Raw genomic sequence first — 15,409 nt, 5'->3', positions numbered from 1 at the left:
CTAGACTGCATTATTGCGTCAGTTCGCCCAAGGCCCTTGCATGTCCGACCCCCGCTATCAAATCGACGTCAGCGTCGTGACCCGCTACCTGAAAGAACAATCCGACCCCGAAAACAGTCGTTTCGCTTTCGCCTACACCATTACCGTGCAGAACAATGGCTCGCTCACGGCCAAGCTGCTATCGCGCCACTGGCTGATCACCAACGGTGACGGCGAGGTTGAGGAAGTACGCGGTGCCGGTGTGGTTGGCCAGCAACCCAACATCGACCCTGGCCAGAGCCATACTTACAGCAGTGGTGCCGTCATCAGCACCCGCGTTGGCACCATGCAGGGCAGCTACCAGATGTTCGCCGAAGACGGTAAGCGCTTCGACGCCGAGATTGCCCCCTTCCGCCTGGCAGTGCCCGGGGCGCTGCACTGATGGCTACCTACGCCGTCGGTGACCTGCAGGGCTGCCTGCAGCCACTCAAATGCCTGCTCGATCGCGTCAGTTTCAACCCCGCCGTCGACCGCCTGTGGCTGGTGGGCGACCTGGTCAACCGCGGCCCCGAGTCACTGGAAACCCTGCGCTTCCTGTACTCGATCCGTCATTCACTGGTCTGCGTGCTGGGCAACCATGACCTGCACCTGCTGGCCGCCTGGCACAACGTCGAGCGCCTCAAGAAAAGCGACACACTGCGCGAGATCATTGAAGCGCCGGACGCCGACCAGCTGCTCGACTGGCTACGCCAGCAAAAGCTGCTGCATTACGACGAGCCCCGCGGCATCGCCCTGGTTCACGCCGGCATACCGCCACAATGGACCCTTGGCAAAGCCCTGGAACTCGCCGCCGAGGTCGAGGAAGTGCTGCGTGACGACACCCGCCTGCAGCTGTACCTCGAAGGCATGTATGGCAACGAGCCGAACAAGTGGCGCAAGAACCTCGCCGGCGTCGAACGCCTACGGGTCATCACCAACTACTTCACCCGCATGCGCTTTTGCACTGCCGATGGCAAACTCGACCTCAAGAGCAAGGAAGGCCTGGGTAGCGCGCCCAAAGGCTACAAAGCCTGGTACGCGCACAAAGACCGCCGCTCACGCCACGTGAAGATCATCTTTGGCCATTGGGCCGCTCTGCAGGGTGAGGTCACCCAGCCCGACGTCATCGCCCTGGACACTGGCTGTGTATGGGGTGGCGCCATGACCCTGTACAACGTTGACAGCGGTGAATACCACCGCTGCGACTGCGCCGACGACGGCACCCTGCGCCAACCGGCACAACCCACTACACTCAACGACCACACCTGAAGGAAGTAGTACCCATGAGCGAATTCAAGCGCATCCCTCCTGAGCAGGCCTTGGAGCTTCGCAAGAAAGAAGGTGCGGTCGTGGTCGACATTCGCGACCCGCAGGCCTTTGCCGCCGGCCACATCACCGGCGCCCGGCACCTGGACAACCACTCGGTCGCCGATTTCATCCGCAACGCCGACCTCGACGCGCCAACCCTGGTGGTCTGCTATCACGGCAATTCCAGCCAAAGCGCTGCCGCCTACCTGGTAGGCCAAGGTTTCTCCGACGTTTACAGCGTGGACGGCGGCTTCGAACTGTGGCGCGCGACCTACCCGGCCGAGACCGCTCAGGGCAACGCTGAATAATTTTTTATTTTCCCCTGCAGCCCGTGCCCCGCGCGGGCTTGCGGCTTATCTGACGAACGGTCGTTCGTAACTTCTGCCTTCCTCGCCCCTTGATCTTGCAGATAACCAACTACGCTTAAGCTCAGGCCATCCAAAAAGGGGAGAGCCGGTACACCGGCGTGCGGGTCATCGGTAGCGTTACAGGGTGTTCTGGGGGGTATACAGCAATCGGCCAACCCGGTTGCATGCCAGCATCAGCTGACTGATCCGGCGTCGTCTCCACGTATCGAGCGAGGTGACGTCATGAGTATTTTTAGCCACTTCCAACAACGTTTCGAGTCTACGCGCCAGGAAGAACTCTCGCTGCAGGAGTACCTCGAGCTGTGCAAAGAGGATCGCAGTGCCTACGCATCGGCGGCCGAACGGCTGTTGCTGGCCATCGGTGAGCCAGAGCTGATCGACACCTCTACCAACTCCAGGCTGTCGCGCATCTTCTCCAACAAGGTTATCCGCCGCTATCCGGCCTTTGCCGACTTCCATGGCATGGAAGAGTGCATCGACCAGATCGTGTCGTACTTCCGCCACGCCGCCCAAGGCCTGGAAGAGAAGAAACAGATCCTCTATCTGCTGGGCCCGGTGGGCGGCGGCAAGTCCTCGCTGGCGGAAAAACTCAAGCAGCTGATGGAAAAGGTGCCGTTCTACGCGATCAAGGGCTCGCCGGTCTTCGAGTCACCTCTGGGCTTGTTCAATGCCACTGAAGATGGGGCCATTCTCGAGGAAGAGTTCGGTATCCCACGGCGCTACCTCAACACCATCATGTCGCCTTGGGCCACCAAGCGCCTGCAGGAATTTGGCGGTGACATCTCCAAGTTCAAGGTGGTGAAGCTGTACCCGTCGATTCTTAACCAGATCGCCATTGCCAAGACCGAACCCGGCGATGAAAACAACCAGGACATTTCTGCCCTGGTCGGCAAGGTCGATATCCGCAAACTTGAGGAATACCCACAGAACGACGCCGATGCTTATAGCTACTCGGGCGCGCTGTGCCGGGCCAACCAGGGCCTGATGGAATTCGTCGAAATGTTCAAGGCGCCGATCAAGGTCCTGCACCCCTTGCTCACCGCCACTCAGGAAGGCAACTACAACAGTACCGAAGGCCTTGGGGCGATCCCCTATACCGGTATTCTGTTGGCGCACTCCAACGAATCGGAGTGGCACACCTTCCGCAACAACAAGAACAACGAAGCGTTCATCGACAGGATCTATATCGTCAAGGTGCCGTACTGCCTGCGGGTCAGCGATGAAATCAAGATCTACGACAAGTTGCTGATCAACAGCTCACTGTCCAAGGCCCACTGTGCGCCAGACACGCTCAAGATGTTGGCTCAGTTCACTGTGCTTTCGCGCCTGAAGGAGCCAGAGAACTCCAATATCTATTCCAAGATGCGCGTTTACGACGGGGAAAACCTCAAGGACACCGATCCAAAGGCCAAGTCGATTCAGGAATACCGGGACGCCGCGGGTGTCGACGAAGGCATGAACGGCCTATCGACTCGCTTCGCCTTCAAGATCCTGTCCAAGGTGTTCAACTTCGACCCACACGAAATTGCCGCCAACCCGGTGCACCTGCTGTATGTGCTCGAACAGCAGATCGAACAGGAACAGTTCCCGGCTGAAGTGCGCGAACGCTATCTGCGCTACCTGAAGGAATACCTGGCGCCGCGCTACATCGAGTTTATCGGCAAGGAAATCCAGACCGCCTACCTCGAGTCCTACAGCGAATACGGCCAGAACATCTTCGACCGCTACGTGCTGTACGCAGACTTCTGGATCCAGGATCAGGAATACCGCGACCCGGAAACCGGCGAAATTCTTAACCGCATTGCGCTCAACGAAGAACTGGAGAAGATCGAGAAACCGGCAGGTATCAGCAACCCGAAAGACTTCCGCAACGAGATCGTCAACTTCGTACTGCGCGCACGCGCCAACAACAATGGCAAGAATCCAAGCTGGCTGAGTTATGAAAAGCTGCGGGTCGTGATCGAGAAGAAAATGTTCTCCAACACCGAAGACCTGCTGCCCGTCATCAGCTTCAACGCCAAGGCCAGCAAAGAGGACCAGAAGAAACACAACGACTTCGTCACCCGGATGGTGGAGCGTGGCTATACCGACAAACAGGTGCGCCTGCTGTCGGAATGGTACCTGCGGGTCAGGAAATCGCAATAAAGCGGCAAGCTACGAGCCGCAAGCTGCAAGCTGCCTGGCGTTGGCATTGCCGCCCGCGTCACAGCTTGCAGCGGCGGTGGCTGCTCTTTCTTGCAGCTTGAAGCTTGTGGCTTGCAGCTTGTGGGTTGCAGCTGCATCCAGTCACCGGAGGGACCATGAGCTACGTTATAGACCGACGCCTGAACGGCAAGAACAAGAGCACGGTCAACCGCCAGCGCTTCCTGCGGCGGTACCGCGAACATATCAAGAAGGCCGTCGAAGAGGCGGTGAGCCGCCGCTCCATCATGGATATGGAACACGGCGAGCAGATCAGTATTCCCGGACGCGACATCGACGAACCGGTCTTGCATCATGGTCGTGGGGGCAAACAGACCATCGTGCACCCTGGCAACAAAGAATTCACGGCAGGTGAACACATCCCACGGCCGCAAGGCGGTGGAGGTGGTGGCGGTCGCGGCAAGGCCGGCAATTCCGGCGAGGGCATGGACGAGTTCGTCTTCCAGATCACCCAGGAAGAATTTCTCGAATTCATGTTCGAGGACCTTGAGCTACCCAACCTGGTCAAACGTCACCTGACTGGCGCCGACACCTTCAAGACCGTTCGGGCCGGCATCGCCAACGAAGGCAACCCGTCACGCATCAACATCGTGCGCACCCTGCGCTCGGCCCATGCCCGGCGTATCGCCCTGACCGGCAGCAGCCGCGCCCTGCTGCGCGAAGCACAAAAGGAACTCGACCGCCTGCGGGTCGAAGAGCCGGACAATTTCACCGATATCCAGGAAATCGAACAGGAAATCGAGCGCCTGAAAGCGCGTATCAACCGCCTGCCCTTCCTCGACACCTTCGACCTCAAGTACAACCTGCTGGTCAAGCAACCCAACCCAAGCTCGAAGGCGGTGATGTTCTGCCTGATGGACGTATCCGGCTCGATGACCCAGGCCACCAAGGACATCGCAAAGCGCTTCTTCATCCTGCTGTACCTGTTCCTCAAGCGTAACTATGAGCGCATCGAAGTCGTTTTCATTCGCCACCACACCAGCGCCCGGGAAGTCGATGAAGAAGAGTTCTTCTACTCGCGGGAAACCGGCGGCACCATCGTTTCCAGTGCCCTCAAGCTGATGCAGGAGATCATGGCCGAGCGCTACCCGGCCAGCGACTGGAATATTTATGCCGCGCAAGCTTCCGATGGCGACAACTGGAACGACGACTCGCCGATCTGCCGCGACATCCTCTCCAAACAGATCATGCCGCATGTGCAGTACTACACTTACGTTGAGATCACCCCCCGTGAACACCAGGCGCTGTGGTATGAGTACGAGCGTATCGGCGATGCTTTCCCCGACACGTTCGCCCAACAGCAGCTGGTATCGGCCGGCGACATCTACCCGGTCTTCCGTGAACTCTTCCAGCGCAGGTTAGCCACATGACCGCCAGAGCACAGAGACGCCAACCCATTTCCACTGGGTCCGAGTGGACGTTCGAGCTGATCCAGACCTACGACCGGGAAATCAGCCGTCTGGCCGAGCGTTACGCCCTGGACACCTACCCCAACCAGATCGAGGTAATCACTGCCGAACAGATGATGGACGCCTACGCATCTGTCGGCATGCCGCTGGGCTACCACCACTGGTCCTACGGCAAGCAGTTCCTCAGCACGGAAAAGTCCTACAGCCGGGGCCAGATGGGCCTGGCCTACGAGATCGTGATCAACTCCGACCCTTGTATCGCTTACCTGATGGAAGAAAACACCATGTGCATGCAGGCACTGGTGATTGCCCACGCTTGCTACGGCCATAACAGCTTTTTCAAGGGCAATTACCTGTTCCGCACCTGGACTGACGCCAGTTCGATCATCGACTACCTGGTGTTCGCCAAGCAGTACATCGCCCAGTGCGAAGAGCGCCACGGTATTGATGCAGTGGAGGACCTGATCGACTCCTGCCATGCCCTGATGAACTACGGTGTCGACCGCTACAAGCGGCCCTATCCTATTTCTGCCGAAGAAGAGCGGCGCCGGCAACAGGAGCGCGAAGAGCATCTTCAGCGTCAGATCAACGACCTTTGGCGGACAATTCCGAAGAACGCCGAAAAGGGCAACGACCGCGATGAGGGGCGCTTCCCCGCCGAACCGCAGGAAAACATCCTGTATTTCATCGAAAAAAACGCCCCGCTGCTTGAACCCTGGCAACGTGAGGTAGTGCGCATCGTGCGCAAGATCGCCCAGTACTTCTACCCCCAGCGCCAGACCCAGGTGATGAACGAAGGTTGGGCAACCTTCTGGCACTACACCCTGATGAACGACCTGTACGACGAGGGGCTGATTACCGAAGGCTTCATGATGGAGTTCTTGCAGTCGCACACCAGCGTGGTGTTCCAGCCCGGCTTCGACAGCCCGTACTACAGCGGCATCAACCCCTACGCGCTGGGCTTTGCGATGTACACCGACATCCGCCGCATGTGCGAAAACCCCACCGAAGAAGATCGCCACTGGTTCCCCGAAATTGCCGGCAGCGACTGGCTTTCTACCATCAAGTTCGCCATGAGCAGCTTCAAGGACGAGAGCTTCATCCTGCAGTACCTGTCGCCCAAGGTGATGCGCGACCTCAAGTTGTTCAGCATCCTCGATGACGACCAGCGCGACGACCTGCTGGTGCCTGCCATCCATGATGAGGCCGGCTACCGGGTGATTCGGGAGCAACTGGCAGCGCAGTACAACCTGGGCAACCGTGAACCGAACGTACAGATCTGGAGCGTCGACCGCCGCGGAGACCGCTCACTGACCCTGCGACACCAGCAACACAACCGCAAACCGCTGGGGGACTCGACCGACGAAGTGCTCAAGCACCTGCATCGCCTGTGGGGCTTCGATATCCACCTGGAGACCGTGCAAGGCGAGCAAGTGATGAGTACTCACCACATGCCGCCGCGCGGCGAGCATAGCGAAAGCGCCGACTACGGCCGCATGGACCTGGCCGTTATCCACCACCTCTGATGCAACTCCATGACCGCCGACGGGTTATCCTGTCGGCAGTTATGGAGAGCTGCACATGCACATCTACAAAGTTGGCGGCGCCGTGCGCGACCGCCTGCTCGGCCGCCCTGTCAGCGATATCGACTGGCTGGTGGTGGGCGCCACAGTCGAAGAAATGCTCGCCAAGGGCTATCGGCCGGTGGGCGCCGATTTCCCGGTGTTCCTGCACCCGAAAACCGGCGAGGAATACGCCCTGGCGCGCACCGAGCGCAAGAGTGGGCGAGGCTACGGCGGGTTCACTTTTCACGCCAGCCCCGACGTAACCCTGGAAGAGGACCTGATCCGTCGCGACCTGACCATAAATGCGATGGCCGAGGATGAAGCCGGCACGCTATACGACCCCTACCAAGGCAAGAAAGATCTGGATCAACGCCTGCTACGCCATGTTTCCCCGGCATTCGCCGAAGATCCTCTACGCGTGCTGCGTGTTGCCCGCTTTGCTGCCCGCTATGCGCCACTGGGTTTCCGGGTTGCCGATGAAACCTTGACGCTGATGCGCCAGATCAGCGCCTCGGGCGAACTGCAGGCACTCACTGCTGAGCGCAGCTGGAAGGAAATCGAGCGCGCGCTGATGGAAGTGCAACCACAGGTATTCTTCAAGGTGCTGAGCGCGTGCGGGGCCCTGCAGGAGCTGCTGCCTGAGCTCGATGACGGCTCCCGGACACTGTCGGCGCTGGAGCAGGCGGCGGCGCACGAACAACCGCTGCTCGTGCGCTGGGCCTGCCTGTTGCGCGGGCTGGCACCGACATCGATCAAAACCGTCAACCAGCGCCTGAAGGCACCGCGTGAATGCCAGGAACTGGCCATGCTGACAGGGGAGTGCCTGGCGCAGGGCAATCAGGCGCTCGAACTGCCGGCCACGGCACTGCTGGAGCTGTTGCAGAAGTTCGATGTCTACCGACGGCCGCAGCGGTTCGAGGATTTTGTGGTCGTTTGCGAGATGGCGGCGTTGGGCGATGGCGAGCGGGGTTACCCACAGGCCGATTACCTGCGAGGCGCAGCAGCGGCGGCGCGAGCGGTGGATGTGAAGCCGTTGGTGCAAGCCGGGCTGACGGGTCAGGCGCTGGGCGAAGCACTCAAAGGTGAACGGCTGAAAGCGCTCGAGGCTTACCAGCGCGGTTAGACCTCCCGGCCTCTTCGCGGCTGAAGCCGCTGTAGGAGCGGGTTCACCCGCGAAAGGGCCGGGCCTGCTGGCCAATTTCCGACCGCTGTTCACCGTCGCAGTCACCACCGTATTCGCGGGTAAACCCGCTCCTACAGGGGGCACACATCAGAGGTTGGGCACAGGCCGTTGTAGGGGCGGGTTTACCCGCGAAGAGGCCGATGCAGGCTTAAGCGGGCGTCAACTGCAACCCGCGCCACTCAAAGGCGACCGGAGCCAGCACCTGATCGATCTGCGCTTCCTGCCACAGCTGCGCCATGCGCTTGCCCACCCCCGGATGCACCAGGTCGGGCGCCAGCAACGAAAGCGGCCACAGCACAAAGGCGTTCTTCAGGATCTCGGCCCGGGGCAGTACCAGCCCATCGAAGGTACCGTGCAAATCGCCATACATCAGCACGTCGATATCCAGCGGCAACCCTTTGCGGTCCGGTGCATAGCGGCCATTGTCGGCCTCGATGAACTTCAGCCGGCGGTCCAGCTCGATCAACGGCAATGCGGTTTGCCCGGTCACCACGAAGTTGATGAACGGCCCGCTCTTGATACCCACCGCCTGGCTTTCGAAAGCCGGCGAACAGCGCATGTCGGTCAGGATGCCAGCCAACGCATCGAGCCCGGCGCACAAATGCGCCTCACGGTCGATATTGCTGCCCAGGCCCAGGTAAACCGTGTTCAAAGACATCCGCGCTCGATCTCCACGCCTACACCACCACGGGCCGCCGGCACCGCGCCCGGCTTGGTCAGCTTCAACCGCACCCAGGGGATGTGGAACTCGTCCATCAAGGTGGCCACCAGGCGCTCGGCAAATGTTTCAACCAGCTCGAAACGGGCCTGTTCGGCAAACGCCTGGATGCGCGCCGACACACTGGCATAGTCCAGCGCCAGGTTCAGGTCGTCTCCGGCGGCAGCCGGGCGGTTGTCCCAGGCAAAGCTCAGGTCCAGGCGCAAGCACTGGCGAATATCCCGCTCCCAGTCATAGGCACCGATGACGGTATCGACTTCCAGGCCTTCGATGAACACTCTGTCCAAGCACTTCTCTCCACAGCACGACAAGGGCGACTGGCGCCGTTAGAATCAGGGCGTCCTCGCCCGGAATAGTTAGCATGTTTTGGTTACTGGCGTTGCTCGCCTACCTGCTCGGCTCGCTGTCCTTCGCCATTGTTCTCAGCCGCCTTTCGGGCAGCCCGGACCCGCGTTCCAGCGGTTCAGGCAATGCCGGCGCCACCAACATGCTACGCCTGGCAGGCCGTAAACTGGCGATCCTGACCCTGCTTGGCGACCTGTGCAAGGGCCTTTTGCCGGTATTGCTCGCCCGCGCTGCCGGGCTGGACCTGCACGCGCAGGCCTGGGTGGGCATATGCGCGGTGCTGGGTCACCTGTTCCCCCTGTACTTCCGCTTCAAGGGCGGCAAGGGCGTGGCGACGGCTGCCGGCATGCTCATGGGCCTGTATTTCCCGGCCGCGCTGCTGGCCATCGGCGCCTGGCTGCTGACCTTCTACCTCACGCGCACCAGCTCACTGGCGGCACTGATTGCCACGCCACTCACCCTGCCATTGCTGGCCTGGCGCGAGCCCGAGGCCCTGCTGCCGATCAGCGTACTGACTTTGATGATCGTGTGGCGCCACCGCAACAACCTGCGCGACTTGTTTGCAGGGCGCGAACGGCACTTCTGAACCTTCGACGCCCTACCTTACAGCGGCGGCAACTGCTCCATCGGCCAGCGAGCCTGCACGCTGATCGCCAGGTCTTGCTGCTGCCCGGCCAACAGGCGCTGGCAACCGGCGTAGGCGATCATCGCACCATTGTCGGTACAGAATTGCGGGCGCGCGTAGTACACGTTGCCCTTGATGCTACCGAGCATGTCCTCCAGGGACGCGCGCAGGGCCTTGTTGGCACTCACGCCACCCGCGATGACCAGGCGCTTGAGGCCGGTCTGCTTGAGCGCCCGCTTGCACTTGATGGTCAAAGTCTCCACCACCGCCTGCTGGAATGCCAGAGACAGGTCGCAACGGGTTTGCTCACTGTCGTCGCCAGCATTCTTGCATTGCTGCCAGGTGTTCAGGGCGAAGGTCTTGAGACCACTGAAGCTGAATTCCAGGCCTGGCCGATCGGTCATTGGCCGCGGGAACACGAAGCGCCCGGCCACACCTTGTTCGGCCAGACGCGCAATTTCCGGACCGCCTGGGTAATTGAGGCCGATCAGCTTGGCGGTCTTGTCGAACGCTTCACCGGCAGCATCGTCCAGGCTCTCGCCCAACAGTTCGTACTGACCGATGCCATCGACCCGAACCAGCTGGGTATGGCCACCGGAAACCAACAAAGCGACGAACGGAAACTCGGGCGGGTTTTCTTCCAGCATGGGCGCCAGCAGGTGGCCTTCCATGTGGTGCACGCCGATCGCCGGGATGTCCCAGGCAAAGGCCAGCGCCTGGGCGCAGGAAGCGCCCACCAGCAAGGCGCCGACCAGGCCGGGGCCCGCGGTGTAGGCGATGGCGTCGATTTCGGTGGCAACGCAGCCTGCCTCGTCCAGCACCTGGCGGATGAGCGGCAGCATGCGCTTGACGTGATCACGCGAGGCAAGCTCGGGCACCACGCCACCGAAGACGCGGTGCAGGTCGATCTGGCTGAACAGTGCGTCGGCCAACAAACCCCGTTCACTGTCGTATAATGCGACGCCAGTTTCGTCGCAGGATGTTTCCAATCCCAGTACTAGCATGGGCTCGTCCCTTGTGGGGGCTGAATTCGAAGCCGCGCATGATAGTCCCCGTGTCGGGTGCCGACCAGCGGTTTTCGATCAGAGGCTTTGCATTCCGGCTTGCTAAGGGTTAACATCCGCAACCCTTGAAAACCGACGTTCTCCAGCACACCTTTGTTTTGCCAGGAGCACGTCTACCCCGGTAATGAATTAAGGTAGCCCTGGATGCCAGCCGTCAAAGTTAAAGAGAACGAACCCTTCGACGTAGCTCTGCGTCGTTTCAAGCGCTCCTGCGAAAAAGCCGGTGTACTGGCTGAAGTTCGTAGCCGCGAGTTTTACGAGAAGCCGACCGCAGAGCGTAAGCGCAAAGCAGCTGCTGCTGTTAAGCGTCACGCCAAGAAAGTTCAGCGCGAACAGCGCCGCGCCGTTCGTCTGTACTAATACAGGCGTTCAACGCAAAGCTTCTGCCCTGCCCGGCTAACCCCCGGGCGATGGCAGTGGTCGCTTCAAACTTGAGCAGCTAGCTCAAGGCCCTGCACAAGCTTCATGCGGACTGCACATGGGCAACCTGCCTGAAACGTCAGAGCTGGTCCTCCTTGCTGTATGACCAGACGTGCACGTCCGACTGACGAGCCCTTAGGGGCTGGCGACGAGCACATTCCCTCGCACTTCCCCAAGCAGCACTCGCCCCATTCGGCGCGTGAGCGATTAGACTTGCCAGTTGCCAGATTACGAGACTGCCATGGCCGGGCTGATTCCCCAGAGTTTCATTGACGACCTGATCAACCGCCTCGACATCGTCGACGTGGTGAGTTCGCGCGTCCAGCTGAAAAAAACCGGCAAGAACTACTCCGCCTGCTGCCCGTTCCACAAAGAAAAAACACCGTCCTTCACGGTCAGCCCCGACAAGCAGTTCTACTACTGCTTCGGCTGTGGCGCCGGTGGCAACGCCTTGGGCTTTGTCATGGACCACGACAACCTGGACTTCCCCCAGGCCGTCGAGGAACTGGCCCGCGCCGCCGGCATGGAAGTGCCCCGCGAGCAAGGCCGCCGCGACCAGAAGCCGCGCCAGCCAACTGACTCGCCACTGTACCCGCTACTGGACGCCGCCTCGGAGTTTTACCGCCAGGCTCTGCGCAGCCACCCGTCACGCAAGGCAGCGGTGGACTACCTCAAGGGCCGCGGCCTGTCCGGGGAAATTGCCCGCGACTTCGGCCTGGGCTTTGCCCCACCCGGCTGGGACAACCTGCTCAAGCACCTGGGTGCCGACACCCTGCAGCAGAAGGTGATGATCGATGCCGGCCTGCTGATCGAGAACGCCGAGAGCGGCAAGCGCTACGACCGCTTCCGCGACCGGGTAATGTTCCCGATACGTGACAGCCGCGGGCGCATCATCGCCTTCGGTGGCCGGGTGCTCGGCGACGACAAGCCCAAGTACCTGAACTCCCCGGAAACACCTGTGTTCCACAAGGGGCAGGAACTGTACGGGCTGTACGAGGCGCGCAAGCACAACCGCAACCTTGACGAGATCATCGTCGTCGAGGGCTACATGGACGTCATTGCCCTGGCCCAGCAAGGCCTGCGCAATGCCGTGGCCACCCTTGGCACCGCCACCAGCGAAGAGCACCTCAAGCGCCTGTTCCGCGTGGTGCCCAGCGTGCTGTTCTGTTTTGACGGCGACCAGGCCGGGCGCAAGGCGGCCTGGCGCGCACTGGAATCGACATTGTCGAACCTGCAGGACGGCCGTCGCGCGCGCTTCCTGTTCCTGCCCGAAGGCGAAGACCCGGACAGCCTGGTGCGCGCCGAAGGTACCGACGCTTTCATGGCCCGTATCAACCAGCACGCCCAACCGCTGGCCGACTACTTCTTCGAGCAACTTGGCGTCGAGGCCGACCCGCGCTCGCTGGAAGGCAAGGCGCATATGGCGACCTTGGCCGCACCGTTGATCGAAAAGATCCCCGGCGCCAACCTGCGTCAGCTGATGCGCAACCGCCTGAAGGAAATCACCGGCCTCGACCCTCAGCAGGTCGAGCAGCTGGCGCAACAAGCCCCGGCGGCCAGCAGCATGCCGGACTATGACCCTGGCTACGACTACGACGCCATGGCCAGCTACACCCCCGACTACGGCGACATGCCGCAGCACGATTTTGCCCCCGTTCATCAGGAGCAGGCGTGGAAACCCAGCAAGGGTGGCAGCAAGAAGCCGTGGAGCGACAAACCCTGGGACAAGAACCGCAAGGGCGGCAAGCCCTGGCAACAACGCGACGAAGCACCTCCGCGCGTGCCAGCACCGGTCGAGCCACCGACCCTGGCCGCCCTGCGCACCTTGCTGCACCACCCGCTGCTGGCCGGCAAGGTGGAAGATGCCAGCCACTTCGCCGACGAAGAGCACCTGTACAGCCAACTGCTGGTGGCGTTGATCGAAGCCGCGCAGAAAAATCCTGGGCTAAGCTCAATGCAGTTGATCGCACGTTGGCACGGCACCGAACAAGGCCGCCTGCTGCGGGCCCTGGCGGAAAAGGAATGGCTTATCGTAGCCGACAACCTTGAACAACAGTTTTTCGACACTATAACTAGCTTGTCCGCCCGCCAACGCGAGCGCAGCCTGGAACAACTGCTCAGGAAATCACGTCAAAGCGAATTGACCAGCGAGGAAAAAAACCAGCTCCTCGCCCTGCTGAGCCGAAATGTTCCCGCACAAACGCCGACCTCATCTGGCGCGTGAGGCCCATGCTCGGGTATAATCCTCGGCTTGTTTTTTGCCCGCCAAGACCTTCAGTGGATAGGGTGTTATGTCCGGAAAAGCGCAACAGCAGTCTCGTATCAAAGAGTTGATCACCCGCGGTCGTGAGCAGGGCTACCTGACTTACGCGGAGGTCAACGACCACCTGCCTGAGGATATTTCAGATCCGGAACAGGTGGAAGACATCATCCGCATGATCAACGACATGGGGATCAACGTATTCGAGAGTGCTCCGGATGCGGATGCCCTTCTGTTGGCGGAAGCCGACACCGATGAAGCCGCGGCCGAAGAAGCCGCTGCTGCGTTGGCGGCAGTTGAAACCGATATCGGCCGCACGACCGACCCGGTGCGCATGTATATGCGCGAAATGGGTACTGTCGAGCTGCTGACCCGCGAAGGCGAGATCGAAATCGCCAAGCGTATCGAGGAAGGCATTCGCGAAGTCATGGGCGCTATCGCCCACTTCCCGGGCACTGTCGACTACATTCTCGGCGAATATGACCGCGTCACCACCGAGGGTGGCCGCCTGTCGGACGTTCTCAGCGGTTACATCGACCCTGACGACAACATTGCCGCGCCAACCGAAGAAGTGCCGATCCCGGGCGCCAAGGCCGCTGCGGCGAAGGAAGAGTCCGACGACGACGAAGAAGAATCCGAAAGCGGTGACGACGAGGAAGAGGCCGAAAGCGGCCCGGACCCGGTAGTCGCGGCCCAGCGCTTCGGTGCGGTATCCGATCAGCTTCAGGTAACCTCCAAGGTCCTGAAGAAGAATGGTCGTAGCCACAAGGAAAGCATCGAGGCCCTGCAGGCCCTGGCCGACCTGTTCATGCCGATCAAGCTGGTACCGAAGCAGTTCGAGGTACTGGTCGAGCGTGTACGTGACGCCCTGAGCCGTCTGCGACAGCAAGAACGCGCCATCATGCAGTTGTGCGTACGTGACGCCCGCATGCCGCGAGCCGACTTCCTGCGCATGTTCCCAAGCAACGAAACCGACCAGACCTGGAGCGGTGACCTGGCCAAGCGCAACACCAAGTGGGCTGCCGCCCTGGGTGAAAAGAACGCTGCCATCGTCGCTTGCCAGCAGAAGCTGATCGACCTTGAGACCGAAACCGGCCTGACCGTTGCCGAGATCAAGGAAATCAACCGTCGCATGTCGATCGGTGAAGCCAAGGCCCGCCGCGCCAAGAAAGAAATGGTCGAGGCGAACCTGCGTCTGGTGATTTCCATCGCCAAGAAGTACACCAACCGTGGCCTGCAGTTCCTCGATCTGATCCAGGAAGGCAACATCGGCTTGATGAAAGCGGTGGACAAGTTCGAATACCGTCGCGGCTACAAGTTCTCGACCTATGCCACCTGGTGGATCCGTCAGGCGATCACCCGTTCGATCGCCGACCAGGCACGCACCATCCGGATTCCGGTGCACATGATCGAGACGATCAACAAGCTCAACCGTATTTCCCGCCAGATGCTGCAGGAAATGGGTCGTGAACCGACGCCGGAAGAGCTGGGCGAGCGCATGGAAATGCCTGAGGACAAGATCCGCAAGGTACTGAAGATCGCCAAAGAGCCGATCTCCATGGAAACCCCGATCGGTGACGACGAAGATTCGCACCTGGGCGACTTCATCGAGGACTCGACCATGCAGTCCCCGATCGACGTGGCCACAGTCGAAAGCCTCAAGGAAGCCACCCGTGACGTGCTCTCGGGCCTGACTGCACGCGAAGCCAAGGTGCTGCGCATGCGTTTCGGTATCGACATGAACACCGACCACACCCTCGAAGAGGTGGGCAAGCAGTTTGACGTAACGCGTGAGCGGATCCGTCAGATCGAAGCGAAGGCGTTGCGCAAACTGCGCCACCCGACCCGCAGCGAGCACCTGCGCTCCTTCCTCGACGAGTGATGACAAAACCCCGGCCCAGGCCGGGGTTTTTCTTTAGTGGCC

At 60.8% G+C, this 15,409-nt stretch carries 14 protein-coding genes; 11 read left to right on the top strand and 3 right to left on the bottom strand.

All coding sequences use genetic code 11. The features are described 5' to 3' along the window. Positions 1-40 precede the first annotated feature (40 nt). The 7 genes from apaG to ACE4QZ_RS04125 all read left to right on the top strand — a co-directional run bounded on the left by apaG (position 41) and on the right by ACE4QZ_RS04125 (position 7,993). The gene (gene apaG / locus ACE4QZ_RS04155; protein ID WP_021782712.1) at positions 41-421 is read left to right on the top strand and encodes a Co2+/Mg2+ efflux protein ApaG; all 381 of its coding nucleotides are present in this window, start codon (positions 41-43) and stop codon (positions 419-421) included. Then, a complete protein-coding gene (locus ACE4QZ_RS04150) occupies positions 421-1,287 on the top strand; it encodes a symmetrical bis(5'-nucleosyl)-tetraphosphatase (RefSeq protein ID WP_021782711.1) in 867 nt (288 codons plus the stop codon). Before apaG ends, ACE4QZ_RS04150 begins: the two co-directional genes overlap by 1 nt. A 14-nt stretch (positions 1,288-1,301) precedes the next feature. Then, positions 1,302-1,634, top strand: a complete 333-nt coding sequence (gene glpE, locus ACE4QZ_RS04145) for a thiosulfate sulfurtransferase GlpE (RefSeq protein WP_010951742.1) — start codon at positions 1,302-1,304, stop codon at positions 1,632-1,634. Positions 1,635-1,916: 282 nt separating this feature from the next. Further along, a complete protein-coding gene (locus ACE4QZ_RS04140; RefSeq protein ID WP_021782710.1) occupies positions 1,917-3,839 on the top strand; it encodes a PrkA family serine protein kinase in 1,923 nt (640 codons plus the stop codon). A 155-nt stretch (positions 3,840-3,994) separates the two neighbouring features. After that, positions 3,995-5,266, top strand: a complete 1,272-nt coding sequence (locus ACE4QZ_RS04135; RefSeq protein ID WP_021782709.1) for a YeaH/YhbH family protein — start codon at positions 3,995-3,997, stop codon at positions 5,264-5,266. Continuing rightward, entirely contained in the window at positions 5,263-6,831 is a 1,569-nt protein-coding gene (locus ACE4QZ_RS04130) for a SpoVR family protein (protein WP_010951740.1), read from the top strand. The genes ACE4QZ_RS04135 and ACE4QZ_RS04130 overlap by 4 nt, the downstream gene beginning before the upstream one ends. 55 nt (positions 6,832-6,886) lie before the next feature. Further along, entirely contained in the window at positions 6,887-7,993 is a 1,107-nt protein-coding gene (locus ACE4QZ_RS04125) for a multifunctional CCA addition/repair protein (RefSeq protein ID WP_021782708.1), read from the top strand. 208 nt (positions 7,994-8,201) lie between these two features. Here ACE4QZ_RS04125 and folK read toward each other — a convergent pair whose 3' ends face one another. Together folK and folB are read right to left on the bottom strand one after the other, a co-directional pair. Beyond that, positions 8,202-8,711, bottom strand: coding sequence for a 2-amino-4-hydroxy-6-hydroxymethyldihydropteridine diphosphokinase (folK, locus tag ACE4QZ_RS04120; protein ID WP_021782707.1), 510 nt, complete (start codon positions 8,709-8,711; stop codon positions 8,202-8,204). Then, positions 8,702-9,058, bottom strand: coding sequence for a dihydroneopterin aldolase (gene folB, locus ACE4QZ_RS04115; protein ID WP_004576188.1), 357 nt, complete (start codon positions 9,056-9,058; stop codon positions 8,702-8,704). Before folB ends, folK begins: the two co-directional genes overlap by 10 nt. A gap of 74 nt (positions 9,059-9,132) precedes the next feature. Between folB and plsY the strand changes: the two genes are divergently transcribed. Beyond that, the gene (gene plsY, locus ACE4QZ_RS04110; protein WP_021782706.1) at positions 9,133-9,702 is read left to right on the top strand and encodes a glycerol-3-phosphate 1-O-acyltransferase PlsY; all 570 of its coding nucleotides are present in this window, start codon (positions 9,133-9,135) and stop codon (positions 9,700-9,702) included. 17 nt (positions 9,703-9,719) lie between these two features. Here the strand turns inward: plsY and tsaD are convergent, their stop codons facing one another. Further along, positions 9,720-10,745, bottom strand: a complete 1,026-nt coding sequence (gene tsaD, locus ACE4QZ_RS04105; protein ID WP_021782705.1) for a tRNA (adenosine(37)-N6)-threonylcarbamoyltransferase complex transferase subunit TsaD — start codon at positions 10,743-10,745, stop codon at positions 9,720-9,722. 204 nt (positions 10,746-10,949) lie between these two features. Between tsaD and rpsU the strand changes: the two genes are divergently transcribed. The 3 genes from rpsU to rpoD all read left to right on the top strand — a co-directional run bounded on the left by rpsU (position 10,950) and on the right by rpoD (position 15,367). Then, the gene (rpsU, locus tag ACE4QZ_RS04100) at positions 10,950-11,165 is read left to right on the top strand and encodes a 30S ribosomal protein S21 (protein ID WP_003255575.1); all 216 of its coding nucleotides are present in this window, start codon (positions 10,950-10,952) and stop codon (positions 11,163-11,165) included. A 301-nt stretch (positions 11,166-11,466) separates the two neighbouring features. Then, entirely contained in the window at positions 11,467-13,449 is a 1,983-nt protein-coding gene (dnaG, locus tag ACE4QZ_RS04095) for a DNA primase (RefSeq protein WP_021782704.1), read from the top strand. 67 nt (positions 13,450-13,516) lie between these two features. After that, positions 13,517-15,367 (top strand): RNA polymerase sigma factor RpoD, encoded by a 1,851-nt coding sequence (gene rpoD / locus ACE4QZ_RS04090; protein WP_021782703.1) that lies wholly within the window; start codon positions 13,517-13,519, stop codon positions 15,365-15,367. The last annotated feature ends 42 nt before the right edge of the window (positions 15,368-15,409 follow it).

It is taken from the genome of Pseudomonas sp. DCA-1, assembly GCF_046523955.1.
Taxonomy (GTDB): domain Bacteria; phylum Pseudomonadota; class Gammaproteobacteria; order Pseudomonadales; family Pseudomonadaceae; genus Aquipseudomonas; species Aquipseudomonas putida_Y.
This window is presented reverse-complemented; position numbering and strand designations above follow the sequence as displayed.

Excerpts from the sequence above, each read along its gene's own strand:
- ACE4QZ_RS04135 (WP_021782709.1), top strand. The coding sequence starts at position 3,995 with ATGAGCTACGTTATAGACCGACGCCTGAACGGCAAGAACAAGAGCACG.
- rpoD (WP_021782703.1), top strand. The coding sequence starts at position 13,517 with ATGTCCGGAAAAGCGCAACAGCAGTCTCGTATCAAAGAGTTGATCACC.
- rpsU (WP_003255575.1), top strand. The coding sequence starts at position 10,950 with ATGCCAGCCGTCAAAGTTAAAGAGAACGAACCCTTCGACGTAGCTCTG.
- ACE4QZ_RS04130 (WP_010951740.1), top strand. The coding sequence starts at position 5,263 with ATGACCGCCAGAGCACAGAGACGCCAACCCATTTCCACTGGGTCCGAG.
- ACE4QZ_RS04150 (WP_021782711.1), top strand. The coding sequence starts at position 421 with ATGGCTACCTACGCCGTCGGTGACCTGCAGGGCTGCCTGCAGCCACTC.
- dnaG (WP_021782704.1), top strand. The coding sequence starts at position 11,467 with ATGGCCGGGCTGATTCCCCAGAGTTTCATTGACGACCTGATCAACCGC.
- ACE4QZ_RS04125 (WP_021782708.1), top strand. The coding sequence starts at position 6,887 with ATGCACATCTACAAAGTTGGCGGCGCCGTGCGCGACCGCCTGCTCGGC.
- folK (WP_021782707.1), bottom strand. The coding sequence starts at position 8,711 with ATGTCTTTGAACACGGTTTACCTGGGCCTGGGCAGCAATATCGACCGT.
- apaG (WP_021782712.1), top strand. The coding sequence starts at position 41 with ATGTCCGACCCCCGCTATCAAATCGACGTCAGCGTCGTGACCCGCTAC.
- plsY (WP_021782706.1), top strand. The coding sequence starts at position 9,133 with ATGTTTTGGTTACTGGCGTTGCTCGCCTACCTGCTCGGCTCGCTGTCC.
- glpE (WP_010951742.1), top strand. The coding sequence starts at position 1,302 with ATGAGCGAATTCAAGCGCATCCCTCCTGAGCAGGCCTTGGAGCTTCGC.
- ACE4QZ_RS04140 (WP_021782710.1), top strand. The coding sequence starts at position 1,917 with ATGAGTATTTTTAGCCACTTCCAACAACGTTTCGAGTCTACGCGCCAG.
- tsaD (WP_021782705.1), bottom strand. The coding sequence starts at position 10,745 with ATGCTAGTACTGGGATTGGAAACATCCTGCGACGAAACTGGCGTCGCA.